We start from the raw sequence: 16,141 nt of genomic DNA on the forward strand, positions 1-16,141 counted from the left end.
TTTTATTTTTAGTTTTTGTTTTTACTTTTAACCTATAAGGTCGTTCAAATCAAGCTCAAACCCCACAACGGCATATCCGAGCGCGAAGTTGTTTATTACTTCGGGGTGGAGTTCTCCAAAGACTCCAAGCTTCTTGCCATTAACATATAGGTCCGCCCGCCTGCCTTCGAGAAAAGCCGGGTCTTCGGACTCTTTTACCTCATAAGGAAGCATCATTTCTCTCATAAAAGCGTCCACGACCTCATATACTTCAGTGAAGTTTGCCTGCGGGTGAACCGAGACTGCAGCTATGTGCTGACCGGTTGTTTCGTTGCTTACGACCTCTCCGAACTCGAAGATCTTCTGCGGGAGTTCCCTGTGCTGGTTTAAGGCAAGGATTTCGAGGAGGTTAGGGAGAACGGTTGTCCTGAGCATTGTCTGGTCTTCGCTGATCGGGTGAAGCACGTAGGTAACGTCATCAGTCTTTTGCCTGCGCATGTTCTCAAAGTTGACCTTCTCGCTGGTAAGCGTAAAAGGCATAACCTCATAGTAGCCAAGCCCGACCATTATTTCGTTTACCGAAGCCCGCATCAGGGAAATCGGGTGGGACTTGCCTGCGGTATAAGTCTCAGGAACCCTTACTTTAATATTCTCATAGCCGTAACCTTTGGCAATGTCCTCTACAAGGTCAGAATTGTGCAGGATATCTGCCCTGTAGGTCGGCACTTTTACCTCAACGGTTTCCTTATCAAGGGCACATGCCCCAAAGCGCATCCTTTCAAGCTGTTTTACGATCTCTTCAACTGAGAATTCCATGCCTATCAGGGACTTTACCTCGCCTGTAGTAAGCAGCCTTTCTTTTGGCTCAAGGTCAGGCAGGACAAGTTCTTCTCCCCCCGGGCGGATTACCCTCACAAATTCAATCTGTCCTCCCCTTTCTGCAAGGGCTGTAACAACGATATTCAAAGCAGTGTACACAGCCTCCCCAAGCCCTGTGACATCAATGAAAAGGTCGGTTGTGCTTTCGGTTACGGACGTAAGTGTGCCGTTTATGATGGGCGGGAAAGACAGCACATTGTTATTTGCATCCAGGATGATCGGGTATTTGTCAAAACCTCTGACAAGGTGGGCAAACTTTGTACCTTTCGGGTGCTTTTCCAGAATTTCCGTCATGCTCATCTTTTCAGTATAATCGAGAGGCACGAACTCGAATCCGGGATCCACTGCCATATATCGGAAAGGGGGTCTAACGTTTGACAGGTCATGTACACCTATCGAGACCTTTTTCCTGTTTCTCCCGAGGCCCCAGTGCAGGTCTTCCTGAAGGTCCATAAGGGATTTGATGGAAGAGGATGTGAACTTTACTCCCCTTACAACCGCACACCCGAGGAAAGGCCTGATCTTCAGGATATCCTCGCTGACAGATATGGATACCTTGTAAGGCTTTATCTCATATTCAGGAAGCCCGGTCTCAAGGTCCAGAAAACCTCGCATTGCCCTGGCTGCTCCCTCCACACTGTAAAGGTCAGGCCTGTCAGGGAAGAACTCGATATCAACATAGTCGTCTTCAACCCTTTCGATATCGGCCCCTATCATAGGCACCCGTTTTATGATGGTTTCCTTATCTGTTCCTGTGAGTTTCTCGAGGTCTTCATAATGCAAGGTGATTACTGGCATGGGGATTTCATCTCATCTGTTGCTAGCTAACTTAACCCCAAAAATAATCAACTTTAGATTTAATGCTTTTGTTTCACGGAGCGTTTTAAAGGTTCTGGAGAAAAGATGGAGAAAAGCTACTAAAGAAATCCCTTAAAAGCCCTCTGAAAAACTTCATTATCCCGGAAAAGAGCAAGCTTTAATAAATGAAAAAGCTCTCTTCTCTCAAATCAGGAGGCAGCCAGAAAATGATGATCGCAGGAATTGACGAAGCCGGAAAAGGTCCGGTAATCGGGCCCATGTGCATAGGGGGCGTAAAGATAGAGGATGAAAAAGCCCATATCCTTAAGGTGCTGGGGGTTGCGGATTCCAAGAAGCTGACGCCGAAAAAAAGGGAGCAGCTTGCAGCCCAGATCAAAAAACACGCCGACGGCTTTTTCGTCCTTGAGGTCAGCCCCTCTCAGATAGACGAACTCAGGAAGATAATGAGCATGAACGAGATCATGGTTGTCTGCTTTGCAAAAGTGCTTGAACAGCTGAAACCGGATATCGTGTATGTTGATGCTGCTGACGTAAAAGCCGAACGTTTTGCCGAAAATGTTTGCAGGCAGTACTCAAAAACCTGTCCTGACCATGCAAAGGAAATAAAGATAATTTCCATGCACCAGGCAGATGCTATCTATCCTGTAGTCTCGGCAGCTTCGATCATTGCAAAGGTACGCAGGGACGAGCTTATAGAAGAGCTCAAGAAAGAATGGTGCGCAGATTTTGGCAGCGGCTATCCTTCGGACCCGAAGACAAAGGGATTTCTGTTAAAATGGGGCAAAGAACACTGTGGAGAGTTTCCCAACATTGTTAGACAGTCCTGGCAGACAGTAGAAAACATAAGGGAAGAACTGAAAAAAAGCTGAAGAAAAGCTGAATAAGCCTTCCGAAAGATTTCTAAAACTGCCGGTATCTCCTTTATAAATAGGACCCCGCGTACTCACTGGTTGCGTATTCTGTCGGCTTTTTCCCGAAGAAAATGAAAGAAAGAGAAAAAGAAGGGAAAAGAAGAGGAAGAATAGTTAAAAATATTCAATCTGCAGTCCGACTCCCACTTCCTTAAGCCTGCAAACCTTTGAAAGCTCGATTTTTGAATTTAAGTCTGTACAGTGGAAGGCGTGGACACAGGTCGGGTTAAGTTTTTGAGGTATTCGAGAGTCCCGTACATCCTTTTTTCTGAGGGTTCCAGGAGATGAAAGCCACCTATTATATCAAGGACCCTGCTGTCTCCGCAGACTTCTTTTGCATATTCGGTGATGTTGCAGATCCCGGAATGGGAATAGTCCGTGATGATTACGAGCCCTACCTCTGCCCTGTACACCAGGGCCGTGTCGTCCGGAAGGAAGTCGGGAATTTTGTTCCCCTCGCCATCCTGCATATATCCAACAGCTACCCCTGCCTCAAAGGCGAAGTTCCTGGGGATTTCCCCGAGGAAAACAAGCCTCTTGCTCAGCCAGAGGGGAATGCTTGAGAGCTGCAGCTTGAAGTGTTCGGAAAGCTTTTTGGGAGTGAGCAGGCTTCCGATTTCCCCTATCCCTTCACATTTTTTGCTTTCGAAGGCTAAGGGATGGGCAACAAGGATTGGAGGCTTGCAGGGCAGTCTTTCTATCCCTGCTTCCATGAAAAAGCGGATAAGGGGTTCAAGTCCCCAGCTATGGTCCAGGTGCCCGTGGGAGAGGACCAGGTAATCAAGGTCCGAAAGTGAAAGCCCCATTTTCCAGGCGTTTTTGAGGAAAATATCCGAATACCCGGTATCAAAAAGGACTCTGATGCCCGAATCTTCTAACAGGAAGGACAAACCAGGCTCGGCGAGGAAATACCTGTCAATAAAGGTGTTGTTGTCAACAAGGACCGTGAGTTTCATGAAGAGTTTAATTTGCCTGCAGCCTATAATAATATTATCAAATACTCATAAAACCAGTTAGGGTTGCGTGTTTCACTGCGAATACCCGGTACCCTTTATAAAATTATATATCAAACACATTGGCCCCCGATGTATTTTCCTGAAATCACTCCGATTTTCCCGTCCGGATCAGCTTTTTATTTAAGGCCTGTTTCAAATACTAAGGGGAAAATCAAAACCAAGTTAAGGAATCTACCTGAGCTTAAAACTAAAAAGTTAGAACTTGAAATGAAAAGGAAACAGACTGAAAATGAATGGATATAATAAAAAAGAGAAGGGCTTGGAAATCTAAAAGCCTTACAAAAGGCTTTAACAGAGCCCTTCCATGAATGACGGTTTGGAATTCTCGTCTTTATTTTATAAGTTTCTCACAGCTCTTCATTACCTTTTATATAAATTCCTGATAATTTTTCTGAACCATCTCAAGAGTCAGAGGTACTTAAGGGTATTTATATATATATATTCCCAGCTGTACCTTGTAACCTGCTTTCGGCAGGTAAACCTATAAATTAATATCATTAATTTTATATCTCTTTCTTGGTTATCCCATGGCAGAGAAAAACAGTAGTAGAAGAGTTGAATCCTCCTTAAAACGTACACGGTTCTTAGGTCACCTAGGTCTTATGGCTGGAGTTTTCCGAGAACTTGAAGTTGACAAACTGATCGATGAGAAACTTCCCAAAGAACGGAATCATAATGTTCCTCACTCAGTCTGCATCCTTGCCATGGTACTCAATGGTCTAGGTTTCATAGGGCAACGTCTGTACCTGTTTCCTGATTTTTTCAAAAACATTTCTACTGAAAGGCTTTTTGGAGACGGTATAACAAAAGAAGACCTGAATCAATATGCTATCGGAGAGACTCTTGACAAAATCGTAAAATATGGCCCTACAAAACTGTTTACGGAAATTACCCTTCACATTATGGCTCGTCTACCTATTCCTGTTCACTGTTTACACTCTGACACTACAAGTGTCAGCGTTTATGGTGATTATGAAGACGAAGAAACTGAGTCTATTGATATTACTTTTGGAATTCCCAAAAACGGAAGATGGGACCTCAAACAATTTGTACTGAGCTTGATTGTTAATCAGCATGGAATACCACTTTTCATGAACACACATTCAGGAAATGCTTCCGACAAAAACACAATTCTGGATGCAATAACGTCTCTCAAATCAGTTTTAAGACCTGAAAGCAAAGTGTACTATGTCGCTGATAGTTCCTTTTACACAGACAATAATATCCAGAATATCGGAAAATCATTCTGGATCAGTCGTGTTCCTGCAACAATTTCCGAGGCAAAGGAACTGCTAACTGCAAATCTGAACCTGAAAACGCTAAAAAGTGATGAGAGGTACTCTTTTTATCAAACCTTTGTGGAATATGGCGGAGTCAAACAAAAGTGGGTTTTGCTGCTTTCTCACAAGATGAAGGAGAAGAAAGAGAAAACTCTCAGGACGAAACTTGACAAAGAGGTTGAAAAAGCAGAGAAGGCTTTTAAAAAGCTGAAAGGAGAGGACTTCTTCTGCGAAGAGGATGCATCAAAAGCTGCAGAGAAATGGATTAAAGAATTCCCTTCTATTGTTTTTGAAAAAGTTGATTTGAAATCCATTAAAAAACGTGAATCAGGTAAAAGAGGCAGACCTTCTAAAGATGAGGAATTAAAGACTTATTTCAGGATTGATGGAAGCATAAAGGTTAATGATGCTTTTGTTTTGAATGAAATGGAGAAAATGGGACTTTTCATTCTTGCGAGTAATGATATCACTCTTTCTCCGGGAGAGATGCTGAAGTATTACAAAGGACAGGACAATGTAGAAAAAGGATTCCGATTCTTGAAAAGTGATACATTTAGCATATCGAAAGTCTACCTAAAGAATAAAAGCAGAATTGAAGCACTGGCTATGACAATGGTTCTCTGCTTAATGATTTATTCAATTGCAGAATGGAAATTAAGGACAAAATTAGAGGAAGAAAATGAAACGGTTCCAGATCAAAAAGGAAAGCCAACAAAAAGACCTACGATGAGATGGATATTTGTCAATTTCCAGGGAATTACAGAACTTATTTCTCAGAAAGAAGGTGAAGTAAATTCAGAAATACTGAATATGGAGGATCTTCACTGGAAGATATTGGGTCTCATGGGAGAGAAATATGAAAATATCTATCTCTAATTACGTTAACCTGCCGAATGTAGGTTGTAATACCCCTATATATTTCATATTGAGGCTTTATAAATCTTGAGGCTTTTTATTCGCCATAAATGGCTCATCACCGTTGTTATCCGCGTTTCCTGAATTGTTATCCGAAGAGGATTCATTTACCAGAGGCATGTAATCTATACTTCCGGTAGTCTCATTGATAACATACGGAGTGTCGCCTATACCGTTTCCGTCAGCATCTTGCCCGGTGTAGTCACTCCAGAAATTACCTGCCGAACTGCTATTCCATATATTAATCCCTTCATCTATCACATTAAGGAAATTCGAAAAATCGTTCTGATAGATAGTGTTGTTAGAGGATTCATTAAGGTATACTCCAAATTCATTCAGGTACACGGAGTTATTAACTATAGTATTGTATTCTGCCATCTCTCCAATGATTCCATAGTCGTTTTTCGAAATAAGATTATAGGCAAGTTTATTCCTTCCGGACGTTCCAAGGAGAATCCCTATTCCATTAGCACTTGCCGTATTATTTATAATAGTGTTATTGACAGAATTATTCAGCAAGATGCCCTCGCCGTTTGACGCTAACCAGTTATCTGACAGCTCATTTTCTTCGGATTCGACGAGAACAATCCCACTGTATCCGATGCCTACTAGGTTATTATTAATATAGTTACGCTGAGAACCATTGAGAGCAATGCCCACGTCATTCATTACCAGCGCATTGTTGCTTATTAAGCAGTTTTCCACTCCTTCAAGGTAAATCCCTACTTCATACCAGTCCTCTGCGGAAGGGCCTCCTGCGATATAAAATCCGGATATCGTCACATTACTTGCGTTAACGTAAAAAACATCATCTTCCGGAACTGCACCCAGTACGTATATGCGGTTAACCTGGTCTTCGGAAGTGGAATTTGAGATAATTGAAACCTCTTTATTCACCTCTATGTTTTCCTGGTACACTCCAGGGTTTACAAGAATCGTATCCCCATTCTGTGCATTATTAACAGCTTCCTGGATCGAACTGTAGTTTTCTCCTCCATTGGAATCTACGGTCATAACCGCAGCGCCTGCCGGGATTATGACCATCCCGAGCATAAGAAGGAAAATTGTAAAAGCATTTAGAATTAATTTTCCATTCATAAACCAATACTCCCCTTAATTGATTGAACTATCCATACAGAAAAATAAATACTGTTTTTATAATAACTCGTAAGAATATAATCTGAGGTAATAAAAAGATTTTGAAATATATATTCTGAAAAATAAACCTGAACTATCATATATTCGCCTATCCAAATAGATCCTTCTGAGCCTGAAAAATCGGTTTAATAAAAAACTCATGGATCTTAAGAGCAGGTAAATTCCTATCCTGAAAGCCTGAATGATAATGTTTAAGGAAAATTGAAGGTTAAAGAAAAGAACGAAAGTAACGAAAATAAACTAATATAAAAATAAAAAGAATAAATTGAAAAAAAATAAAAGAAATGTTTTATTAAAAATGAAAAGAGCTTGGAAAGAAGAGAATCAATAAAAGTAATAAAAGTAATAAAAGTAGTAAAAGCAATAAAAGCAGTAAAAGCAGTAAAAGTAACAAAAGCAGTAAAATTAATAAAGTTAACAAAGCTAATAAAGTTAATAAAAAAAATAGAAAATTAGCTCTGTTGATATTAATCAATCCACTTAAAACCGATCTGGTCTGTTAAAACCGATCTGGTAGGCAGAACGCTGGAATTTATTTAAAAAATAAAAAGCGGATTAGAAGTTCTCGGTAATATAATCCGCCATAGACTCAAAAACCCGCCTGCCGTCATCAGAACCAAGGATTGATTCCGAAGCCCTTTCCGGGTGAGGCATGAGTCCGAGAACGTTCTTTGAAGCGTTTACTATTCCTGCGATGTTTTCAAGAGAGCCGTTAGGGTTAGCTTTGTCTGTTGCTCTTCCTTTTTCATCTACATAACGGAAAACAACCTGTTCGTTCTCATCAAGCTCTGCCAGGTTCGGTTCTTCAGCGTAGAACTTGCCTTCCATATGGGCGATGGGCATCCTGATAACCTCTCCTTTCCTGAATTTTGAGGTAAAGGGGGTATTAGCTGTCTCAACCCTGAGATTAGTCCAGTGACACCTGAATTTGGGGTACTCGTTTGTTGTAAGAGCCCCTTCAAGAAGCCGGGCTTCGGTCAGGATTTGGAAACCATTGCAGATCCCGAGGACAGGTTTTCCTTCGGCTGCTATTTTTTTTACGGAATCCATAATAGGGGTTCGGGCTGCAATAGCTCCTGCCCTCAGGTAGTCTCCATAAGAAAAGCCGCCTGGAACAACAACCCCGTCAAAGCCTGTCAGGCTCTCTTCTTTGTACCAGACAGTTTCGGCATCCACACCAACCACGTCTTTAAGGACGTGAAGTACATCCATGTCGCAGTTTGTGCCTCCGAACTGAATAATGGCAATCTTCATCTTTTTCCCTCAATCTTCCTTTTGTATTTTCAAAACGTTTAGCCTTCCGGGTTTTATTCTTAAATCCCTTTATTCTGCAGGGAGTCCCTCAGCTAAGTTCCTTGAGCTTTATAGTGTAGTTGTGGACGATTGGGTTTGCAATAAGCTTCTGGCACATCTCATCAACTTTCTGCTCCGCAACTTCGGCAGACTCTGCTTCGAGCACGATTTCATACAGTTTTGCAGTCTTTACGCTTTCGACTGCATATCCAAGGTGTCCGAGAGCCCTTTTAGCTGTGGTACCTTCAGGGTCAAGCATGCCTGCTTTCTGTTCAATAGTTACTGTTGCCTGGTACTGCATCTTTGTAAGCCTCAATTTTGAATCTTTAAATTAATCAGGCTTTCACCTGTTTTTCAGCATCCCGAATATGGTATCAGGTGAAAGATAAAATGGACTTAAAGGTGAACAAAGTGAACTTAAAGGTAAACAATTTCCGGTCTGCACCATAATAATTACAAGATGCTTAAAAACGTTGCGTATATTACGGGATATAGATAAAAAACTTCCTTTATTGCAGGCAAAGAACTCATGAGAAGTTCTTTAAAGCCAGAGAATCCTTCTTTGCCTGAAGTCTCATCTATATTTATAAAATTACTTATTATAAAAATATTGAACAGAATAGTAAAGTTTTAAATGTATATAAAACGTAATTATAAATTGGGTGAAATGCTGAACTTCAATGAACCGGATAGCTGGGAATGTAAACAGAATAGTCTGGAATAGGACCTGCACCTGACAAGGCAGCTTGTCCTCTGCAAATATGGAGTCCTGAGGGGCAGCAATTGCTGCAGAGCTTACGTACCAAGAAATAACCTGTACGCCACACGCTGCTGCTGTCTCTACTGTGCACACTCCATCTGGATAGGGAATGAAAAAAGCGCAAGGAATCCCTTCGCTGCACTGCAGGGAGACCCTGTGTTCGCTATAGAAGTGCTCCGGGAAGAATCACCCGGATAAAAAGAGCAGACAACGAAAATAGAGAAAGAGAAAGAGGGAAAAAAGAAAGAGAAAGAGGGAAAGATAAAGAGAAAGAGGGAAAGATAAAGAGAGAAACATATCTGATTCAGCGTCAAAGTAAGAAGGCAAAAACGTACTTTCTTTTTTAATTCCAGACCTTAAATCTGTATATTATATTTGTTTATTATACCTGTTTTACCTGATAAAATTCCTCAAGGTTATAATTGAAAAGCGGGTTCTGTTGTCAAGGTAAGTATTTTCAGGTAACAGAGCACCTCTTCGGTACAGGCATAATTGTTTCCAGGCATAATTGTTTCTCTTAACTGCGGTGCTGGTTTACCGGTTGTTTTTCTTACCTGACTGGCCGGCATAGACATGCGGTGCAGGGAGAGAAAAAAGGGAGATTCCCTCTCTGGATTCCGAAATAGATCAACCAATTCTACAGGAGTGACCATATTTTTTAATCAGCGTTTTTTAATCTGCATTGTCAGCATCTTTTTCCAAATCCGTTTGCTTTCCAGAGAGAGTCCTTTTTTCAGAGTTTTATAGATGCACTGCCTGAAGAGGGCAAAATAATAAATACAGGGTGTAGCTCGTGTATACCGGACAGAAAGGGCAGAAAAAAGGTGTAACCATGTGCGGAATAGCGGGAGTATTCGGAAACCCTGAAAGTGATTTAGAAGTAACGAAAATGCTTGCAGCTCTGGGGCACAGGGGACCTGATGCCTGTGGAATCTATACTGCAGGAGACCTGAGCATAGGAAATACCCTGCTTAAAATAACGGGAGATATGCCCCAGCCGCTTACAGGAATAGGAGCCCTCGTACTCAATGGAGAGATATACAATTTTCGCGAGCTTAAATCTGAGATAGGGATAAAAACCGATTCCGATACAGAACTGCTTTTTTCACTTATAGAAACAGGAGTAAGGAAGGGGAACACCCCGATAAACGCTGTATTCTCCGCACTTTCGAAAGTAAACGGCGACTATGCCCTTGCATATGTTTGCGGAAGGGAACTTGTACTTGCGAGGGACCCATCAGGAGTAAAGCCTCTTTTTTATTACTCTGGAGAAAGGATGGAAAAGCCAGAGATAGCCTTTGCCTCCGAAAAAAAAGCCTTTGCCTGTACTGGCAGAAAAGCAAAACCCTTTCCTCAGGGAGGGATTTTGAGTTTCAATATAGAAAACAGGAAAATAGCAGAAAAAGTCGTGGAGAGGTCTATTAAAACAAAACCCCCTGAAGAGAGGATTTCCGTAGAAAAAGAGGCTTTATTTCACCTGAAAGCAGCTCTTGAAAGAGCTGTGGAACTCAGGCTTACCTCGACCGCAGGAATCGCGTTTTCAGGAGGGATTGACAGCACCTTTCTAGCAGCCATTGCAAAGCGCATTGATCCTGATATTTCCCTTTATGCGGTTGGGCTTCCGGATTCTCACGATATTGCCCAGGCAGAGTATGCAGCCCAGGCCATTGGCATGAAGAAAAACCTGAAAGTACATTTCCTTTCACCCAAAGAAATAGAAGCTGCAGTCCCTCAGGTAATTTATGCGACCGAATCCACCGACCCGATGAAGGTTACAATAGGGATTCCTCTTTACATAGTTGCAAAAACTGCAGGAGAAGATGGAAAGCGGGTCCTTCTAACCGGACAGGGCGCAGACGAACTCTTTGGAGGGTACAGCAGACATGAAGGTTTTTTTGATCAGGATCCTGATGTACTTGACAGGGAAATTTACTCTGACCTTGAGAACATCTCAACAATTAACCTCGAAAGAGATGACATGGTTACAATGGCCAATTCCGTGGAACTCAGGGTACCCTTCCTGGATAAATATGTTATAAAAACCGGGCTTGCAGTAAGTCCGGAGCTCAAAATAGTGAAAAAAGACGGTTTATATACGCGAAAATATATCCTCAGGAAAGCGGCAGAAGGTCTGCTCCCTCCGGAAATTCTCTGGAAAGAGAAAAAAGCAATGCAGTATGGGACAGGAGTACAGAAGGTGCTCGACTGGCTTGCCAGGGATTCGGGTTTTTCCAAAAAGCAGGGGAAACATATAGAAAAGTACCTCATGCAAGTTGCTTCGGAAAAAAGATTTGGATTTGTAAATGAGAGGTAAAACTAGACATAAATCAATAAGTATAAACAGTTTGATGCTTATATTCGAGTAAAAAATTATTATGTTTGATTTATAACTAGAATTTCAGGGGGAATTCGAATAAAAATAGCAATTACCGGAAAAGGCGGCGTTGGAAAAACTACGCTTTCAGGCACTCTGGCAAGACTGCTTGCAAGAGACGGATACGAGGTCTTGGCAATAGATGCAGACCCGGATATGAACCTGGCATCTTCCCTGGGGATAGAAAACCCCCCAAAACCCCTCACCGATTTCAAAGACCTTATTCAGGAAAGGGCAGGTACCGAAGGCGGGGCTTTTATTTATAACCCGAAAGTGGACGACATTGCAGGCAAATACGGAGTAATAGGGCCTGATGGCGTAAGGATGCTTGTCATGGGCACTGTGGATAAAGGAGGTAGCGGGTGCATGTGTCCGGCATCAGCTTTCCTCAGGGCTCTTCTCAGGCACCTCATGCTTAAGGAAAAGAGTGCAGTTATCCTGGACATGGAAGCCGGAATAGAGCATCTGGGAAGAGGCACCACGCGCGGAATGGATCTTATGATTGTGGTAGTGGAGCCGGGAGCCAGGTCCCTTGAGACAGCCGAAAGAATCAAAAAGCTTTCTTCCGAAATAGGGATAAAACACATCGCCGCCGTAATTAACAAAGGAGGCGCCGGAAAAGTCAATGATAGGCTTGAGGAGCTTGGTATCCCTGTACTTGGAGAAATTCCTTTTGACCAGCAGTTAATGCAGGCTGATCTGGAAAAAAGGGCTCCTATCGATACAGGCGGCGAAGCTGTTAATGCGATAGTTAAAATCAAAGAAAAACTCATGGAAACTGTTGAGGAGATCAGGAAAGAAGAAGAGGAGAGTAAAAAATAAGAGAGTGAAAAGTAAAGGCCAAAAAAATAGCCTCTACACTCTTTTATCTTTAATTTTTTACCTTTAATTTTTTTTACCTTTAATTTTTTTTACCTTTAATTTTACCTTTAATTTTACCTTTAATTCTACCTTTAATTTTACCTTTAATTCTACCTTTAATTCTACCTTTAATTTATTATCTTTAATTTAGAGTCTTTTTAATTTTTTATGGTTCTTCTCCAATTTTAAAAAAACAATTGAATTTCACCCAAATCCCTTAACATTTTTCCTCATTTTGGAAAAGTCGCTCCACTAATATCTAGATTTTGTACATCAATTTCTTATTTTTGCCATAATTATTCGATAGCTACCGCTGTAAAGCTGCAGATTAAAACTGAAAGTTTCCATTTACTCTTTACTTTTATCCATACTGGAATCTTGCCCTCATTAAGGGTGAGAATCCTTTCCATTTACCAGTACTGAAACACCGTTTGTTGAAATAAGTAAATAAATTGTAACAAAAATTAGTTAGGCCACTATCGGTTTTAAATGATCTTGCTTTGTCTACGATATCACCTATCAAAGAAAATATCTGTTCCATTGTATTATCTGTCTCAGGTGTAAACCCTTTTTTCAAGAAGCTTACATTTTTCTTGAAAATCTCTTCTGCATAAGAAATCGCTTTCTGAGACGCTTTTGAAAGTTCCAGATTAGAGTAGAATTCTCGTATCTTTTGAATACATACAACAGCACTGATGACCGTATCAGAACGTATCAACTGATATATTTCATTGGACACAACCTTATCATTATCTGGAATATCTTCAACAGAGTTGAATTCTTCATAGTATCTCTTGCTAACGTTTTTTAATTGATGAAACACACAAAAGGAGTGAGCTACTTCAGGGAAGACACTCTTTACAGCTCCAATGATTGCTTTATCTTCATCAGAAACAATTTTTTGTATTTTGCCTTCAGGAAATCGGTTTTTTATTCGTCTGAAAAGAGGAATCAGAGCTTCAATCGTTGGTAATCTGTCAGTTACCTCAAAATCCAAAACTACCTTTTCTTTAGTAGCAATAACGTAAACAGATTGATATCGCATTTTTTTCCATTCTTTTTCTGTAAGCTTTCTTCCAATCAACTCTTCAAGTCTCTTTTTCCAGCCTTTTTTGATCCAATCCCCATCAACATACAATGTTTCATCAAAGCCAATCTCTTGATCTAAAAGTTCTTGCTTTGAAAGTTCTGCATGTTTCTGTTCATATAACCATAATGAAGTTGCACAAGGAGCTCTACCACAGAAGGCTGTCAAGCCTTCTGTATATGTTTCTCCAATTTGCCGAGAATTGTGTAGACTGCATCGTCCATCATATCTAACATTCATTTGTTTATCATAATATTCAGAACTGTAATTTGCAGAACCAGGAACACCAATAATCTGATCATGAAAAGGTTTCTTACAAACAGGACAAAACCAGTATGTAACATTGAGAGCTATAGTGCCGTGACTTGATAAAATAAAACGAGTGTAGTGAGAGTTCACATGTAACTTATTGCCACAATCAGCACAATGAGTAGGAGATAATACGGAAAACATAGGATAGTATCGATTTCCAACCAAAACTTTTGGCAAAGGAATCATTATTTTACCGTCAACTACCGTTTTTATCATTGACTTATCTATTGCGACATTTCCTTTTCCCATAAATAGAAAATTTATCTCAATATAATTAAAATTTTATTGTTTTGCATGATTTATGGAGAAAATATGAAGACCAGAAAATAATAAAAAGTCTCTTAATTTATTATCTTTAGTTTTTTTATCTTTAGTTCTTTGTACCCTGTAGCTCTTTTATATTTTTCATACTTAGTTAAAGCCACTGTCCGGGGAATCCGTTAGAGTTCCCTTCTTATAAATAAGCCCCAGAAGCCTCAGCTTTTTCTCCCTGATAAGTACATCAGTGGGGTCTATCTCCAGAGCTCTGTCGTAAGATTCCATAGCCTCTCCGTATCTTCCCAGATTTTCCAGAACAGATCCTTTCTGGTACCAGGAGAAGACATCATCGGAATTGACCTTAAGGACTTCATCATAACACTCTATAGCTTTTTCAAAGTCCTTCAGGTTACTGTAGGCAAAACCCTTAAGACACCTTATTCCCAGATGATCGGGATCGATTTCAAGAGCTCTATTGTAACAGGCAAGAGCTTCCTCAGACTTCCCGAGCCTGTCCAGGACAAAACCCTTCTGGAGCCAGGCATCAAAGTACATAGGGTCCAGATTTAAGGCTTTATCATAGAGACTGAGTTTGTCTTCATAATTATCATTCTCGCCTGCCATTATAAGGAACTGCCTGGGGTCCTCGGTTTCTTTGGATTTTCCTGCCGCTTCCAGCTCCTGTTGTTTTACCGTAGTGCTTTCTGTGGTATTGTTTTCCTCTGCCATTTCGGAACCCTCGGTTTCCAGATAATGATTTATTCGGACCCTTTTAGGGCCATCTCTTGTGCCTGATTCCCTCGTTATGTGTGAAATCAGGGTTGAAACTGATATTGAGCATTTTCGTTTTCAATGAGATATACTTTTTCTGATTCGAATTTTACTGAATACAAATCATGATACCGGCTTATGCAGAAAAAAAGGTTACCGAAAAGAGCTTATAGAGAATCTCTGGCTTTTTGTCGGCTGATTCTCGAAAGGATTTCGACCTTAATTTCAATAGCAGGAACAAAGCCCGGTTTCAGTTCGAGAGCTCTGTTGCAGCTTTGCAGGGCTTCTTCCTGTTTGTTCAGTTCTGAAAGGAAAAGCCCTCTGCCTGCCCAGAGACCGGGATCTTCAGGTGCAAACTGAATAGCCGTATCATATGCTGCCAGAGCCCCCTCAAACCTGCCCATCCTGGAAAACAGGCTGCCGATACATCTCAGGGCTTCCAGGTAATCAGGCCTGATTTTGAGGGCTGAGCTATATGCTTCAAGGGCTTCTTCTTTCTGGTCAAGTGCAGAAAGTACTGAGCCCTTTCCTGCCCAGGCTTCGGCATATTCAGGGTTTCTCCTGAGCACTTTTTCGTAGATTTCAAGCGCTTCTTCAAGCCTGCCAAGCCTGGAAAGAACAACTCCTTTATTGTCCCATGCAATTTCAAAAGCAGGTTCAAGCTCAATTACTCTGTCATAAGCGTCTATTGCCTCTTCAAGCCTGCCCATTTCCGAGAGGATTACACCCCTGTTATACCAGACCCTGAAGTCATCAGGAACTATTTCAAGCACCTGCTCTATAAGCTGCAGGGCAGCTTCAAACCTTCTTGCCTTATAGATAAGTACGGCTTTCTGAAAGAGTGCTGTGGCGTTCTGAGAGTCCTTTTCAAGCATTTGAGTGCAGGCCTGAAGTTCATCGAAGAAAGGGAGGGAAGCATAAAGATCCCTTATAGCCAGAAATAGAGGCAAGATTTCATACTTATTCCCATGAGCTATTAGAGTTTTTGTAGCAGGATTATATAAAAAGGCTGCTAGCTCCTGCTGGCTGTTGTCTTCTTTCAGCGAATTCTCTTTTATTTCTTCATATTCCTCTTCTATTCTTTTGTCTTCTTCTGTCCTTTTACCTTTTTCTTCTGTCTTTTTGTCTTCTACTATCTTTTTATCTTCTTCTATCCTTTTGCCTTCCAGTGTATTTTCCATTTCTTTAAATACCGTTTCCAGTCCTGAGAGAGCAGCAGGATAAAGGGGAGAATTGTTTTCTATATAAAGTACTGACCTCAGATATTTCCCGAGCTTTTTATTATTGCTGCTCCAGAGTACCTTTGAGATGTTCCCGGACTCCCTAAGAAGCTTCTTCAGGCAGAGTCTGAAGGATAATAAATTTTCCGAACGCTCAAGAGTACTGAAAGCTGAAATTGCTGCTCTGGAATGTTCCCTGAGTTTTCTCAGGTAGTCCTCTGTTCTGGAGGGATTAACTTCCATCTTAA

13 protein-coding genes are annotated in these 16,141 nt (G+C 41.1%); 5 read left to right on the forward strand and 8 right to left on the reverse strand.

The genetic code is table 11. The annotated features are described in order from the left end of the window. Window positions 1-27: 27 nt before the first annotated feature. Window positions 28-1,656: a phenylalanine--tRNA ligase subunit beta gene (gene pheT / locus ACZ5A8_RS09070; protein WP_464533463.1), complete on the reverse strand. Its 1,629-nt coding sequence runs from the start codon at window positions 1,654-1,656 to the stop codon at window positions 28-30. A gap of 227 nt (window positions 1,657-1,883) precedes the next feature. Between pheT and rnhB the strand changes: the two genes are divergently transcribed. Then, window positions 1,884-2,546 carry a ribonuclease HII gene (gene rnhB, locus ACZ5A8_RS09075; protein ID WP_464534077.1) on the forward strand — a complete coding sequence of 221 codons (663 nt, stop codon included), beginning with the start codon at window positions 1,884-1,886 and terminating at the stop codon, window positions 2,544-2,546. A 230-nt stretch (window positions 2,547-2,776) separates the two neighbouring features. Here the strand turns inward: rnhB and ACZ5A8_RS09080 are convergent, their stop codons facing one another. Further along, window positions 2,777-3,544: an MBL fold metallo-hydrolase gene (locus ACZ5A8_RS09080; protein ID WP_464533464.1), complete on the reverse strand. Its 768-nt coding sequence runs from the start codon at window positions 3,542-3,544 to the stop codon at window positions 2,777-2,779. A gap of 587 nt (window positions 3,545-4,131) precedes the next feature. Here ACZ5A8_RS09080 and ACZ5A8_RS09085 point away from each other — a divergent pair. Further along, window positions 4,132-5,760, forward strand: coding sequence for an IS1634 family transposase (locus ACZ5A8_RS09085; RefSeq protein WP_464529695.1), 1,629 nt, complete (start codon window positions 4,132-4,134; stop codon window positions 5,758-5,760). Window positions 5,761-5,817: 57 nt separating this feature from the next. On the opposite strand, the gene ACZ5A8_RS09090 is transcribed toward ACZ5A8_RS09085, so the two are convergent. Next, window positions 5,818-6,897 (reverse strand): right-handed parallel beta-helix repeat-containing protein, encoded by a 1,080-nt coding sequence (locus tag ACZ5A8_RS09090; protein WP_464533466.1) that lies wholly within the window; start codon window positions 6,895-6,897, stop codon window positions 5,818-5,820. A gap of 369 nt (window positions 6,898-7,266) precedes the next feature. Here ACZ5A8_RS09090 and ACZ5A8_RS09095 point away from each other — a divergent pair, with 369 nt between their 5' ends. Next, complete coding sequence (locus ACZ5A8_RS09095; RefSeq protein ID WP_464533468.1) at window positions 7,267-7,413, forward strand: hypothetical protein; 147 nt, start codon at window positions 7,267-7,269, stop codon at window positions 7,411-7,413. A 99-nt stretch (window positions 7,414-7,512) separates the two neighbouring features. Here the strand turns inward: ACZ5A8_RS09095 and purQ are convergent, their stop codons facing one another. Together purQ and purS are read right to left on the reverse strand one after the other, a co-directional pair. Next, the gene (purQ, locus tag ACZ5A8_RS09100) at window positions 7,513-8,211 is read right to left on the reverse strand and encodes a phosphoribosylformylglycinamidine synthase subunit PurQ (protein WP_322225067.1); all 699 of its coding nucleotides are present in this window, start codon (window positions 8,209-8,211) and stop codon (window positions 7,513-7,515) included. An 88-nt stretch (window positions 8,212-8,299) separates the two neighbouring features. Further along, entirely contained in the window at window positions 8,300-8,551 is a 252-nt protein-coding gene (gene purS / locus ACZ5A8_RS09105; RefSeq protein WP_229389750.1) for a phosphoribosylformylglycinamidine synthase subunit PurS, read from the reverse strand. A gap of 1,252 nt (window positions 8,552-9,803) precedes the next feature. Here purS and ACZ5A8_RS09110 point away from each other — a divergent pair. Together ACZ5A8_RS09110 and ACZ5A8_RS09115 are read left to right on the forward strand one after the other, a co-directional pair. Beyond that, the gene (locus ACZ5A8_RS09110) at window positions 9,804-11,324 is read left to right on the forward strand and encodes an asparagine synthase-related protein (protein ID WP_464533470.1); all 1,521 of its coding nucleotides are present in this window, start codon (window positions 9,804-9,806) and stop codon (window positions 11,322-11,324) included. A gap of 93 nt (window positions 11,325-11,417) precedes the next feature. Next, window positions 11,418-12,206, forward strand: a complete 789-nt coding sequence (locus ACZ5A8_RS09115; protein WP_464534078.1) for an ATP-binding protein — start codon at window positions 11,418-11,420, stop codon at window positions 12,204-12,206. A 400-nt stretch (window positions 12,207-12,606) separates the two neighbouring features. Here ACZ5A8_RS09115 and ACZ5A8_RS09120 read toward each other — a convergent pair whose 3' ends face one another. The 3 genes from ACZ5A8_RS09120 to ACZ5A8_RS09130 all read right to left on the reverse strand — a co-directional run bounded on the left by ACZ5A8_RS09120 (window position 12,607) and on the right by ACZ5A8_RS09130 (window position 16,136). Then, window positions 12,607-13,893, reverse strand: a complete 1,287-nt coding sequence (locus tag ACZ5A8_RS09120) for a transposase (RefSeq protein ID WP_464529292.1) — start codon at window positions 13,891-13,893, stop codon at window positions 12,607-12,609. Window positions 13,894-14,055: 162 nt separating this feature from the next. Further along, window positions 14,056-14,631 (reverse strand): tetratricopeptide repeat protein, encoded by a 576-nt coding sequence (locus tag ACZ5A8_RS09125; protein WP_464533472.1) that lies wholly within the window; start codon window positions 14,629-14,631, stop codon window positions 14,056-14,058. A gap of 209 nt (window positions 14,632-14,840) precedes the next feature. Then, entirely contained in the window at window positions 14,841-16,136 is a 1,296-nt protein-coding gene (locus ACZ5A8_RS09130) for a tetratricopeptide repeat protein (protein ID WP_464533474.1), read from the reverse strand. Between the last annotated feature and the right edge of the window lie 5 nt (window positions 16,137-16,141).

It is taken from the genome of Methanosarcina subterranea (assembly GCF_055385895.1).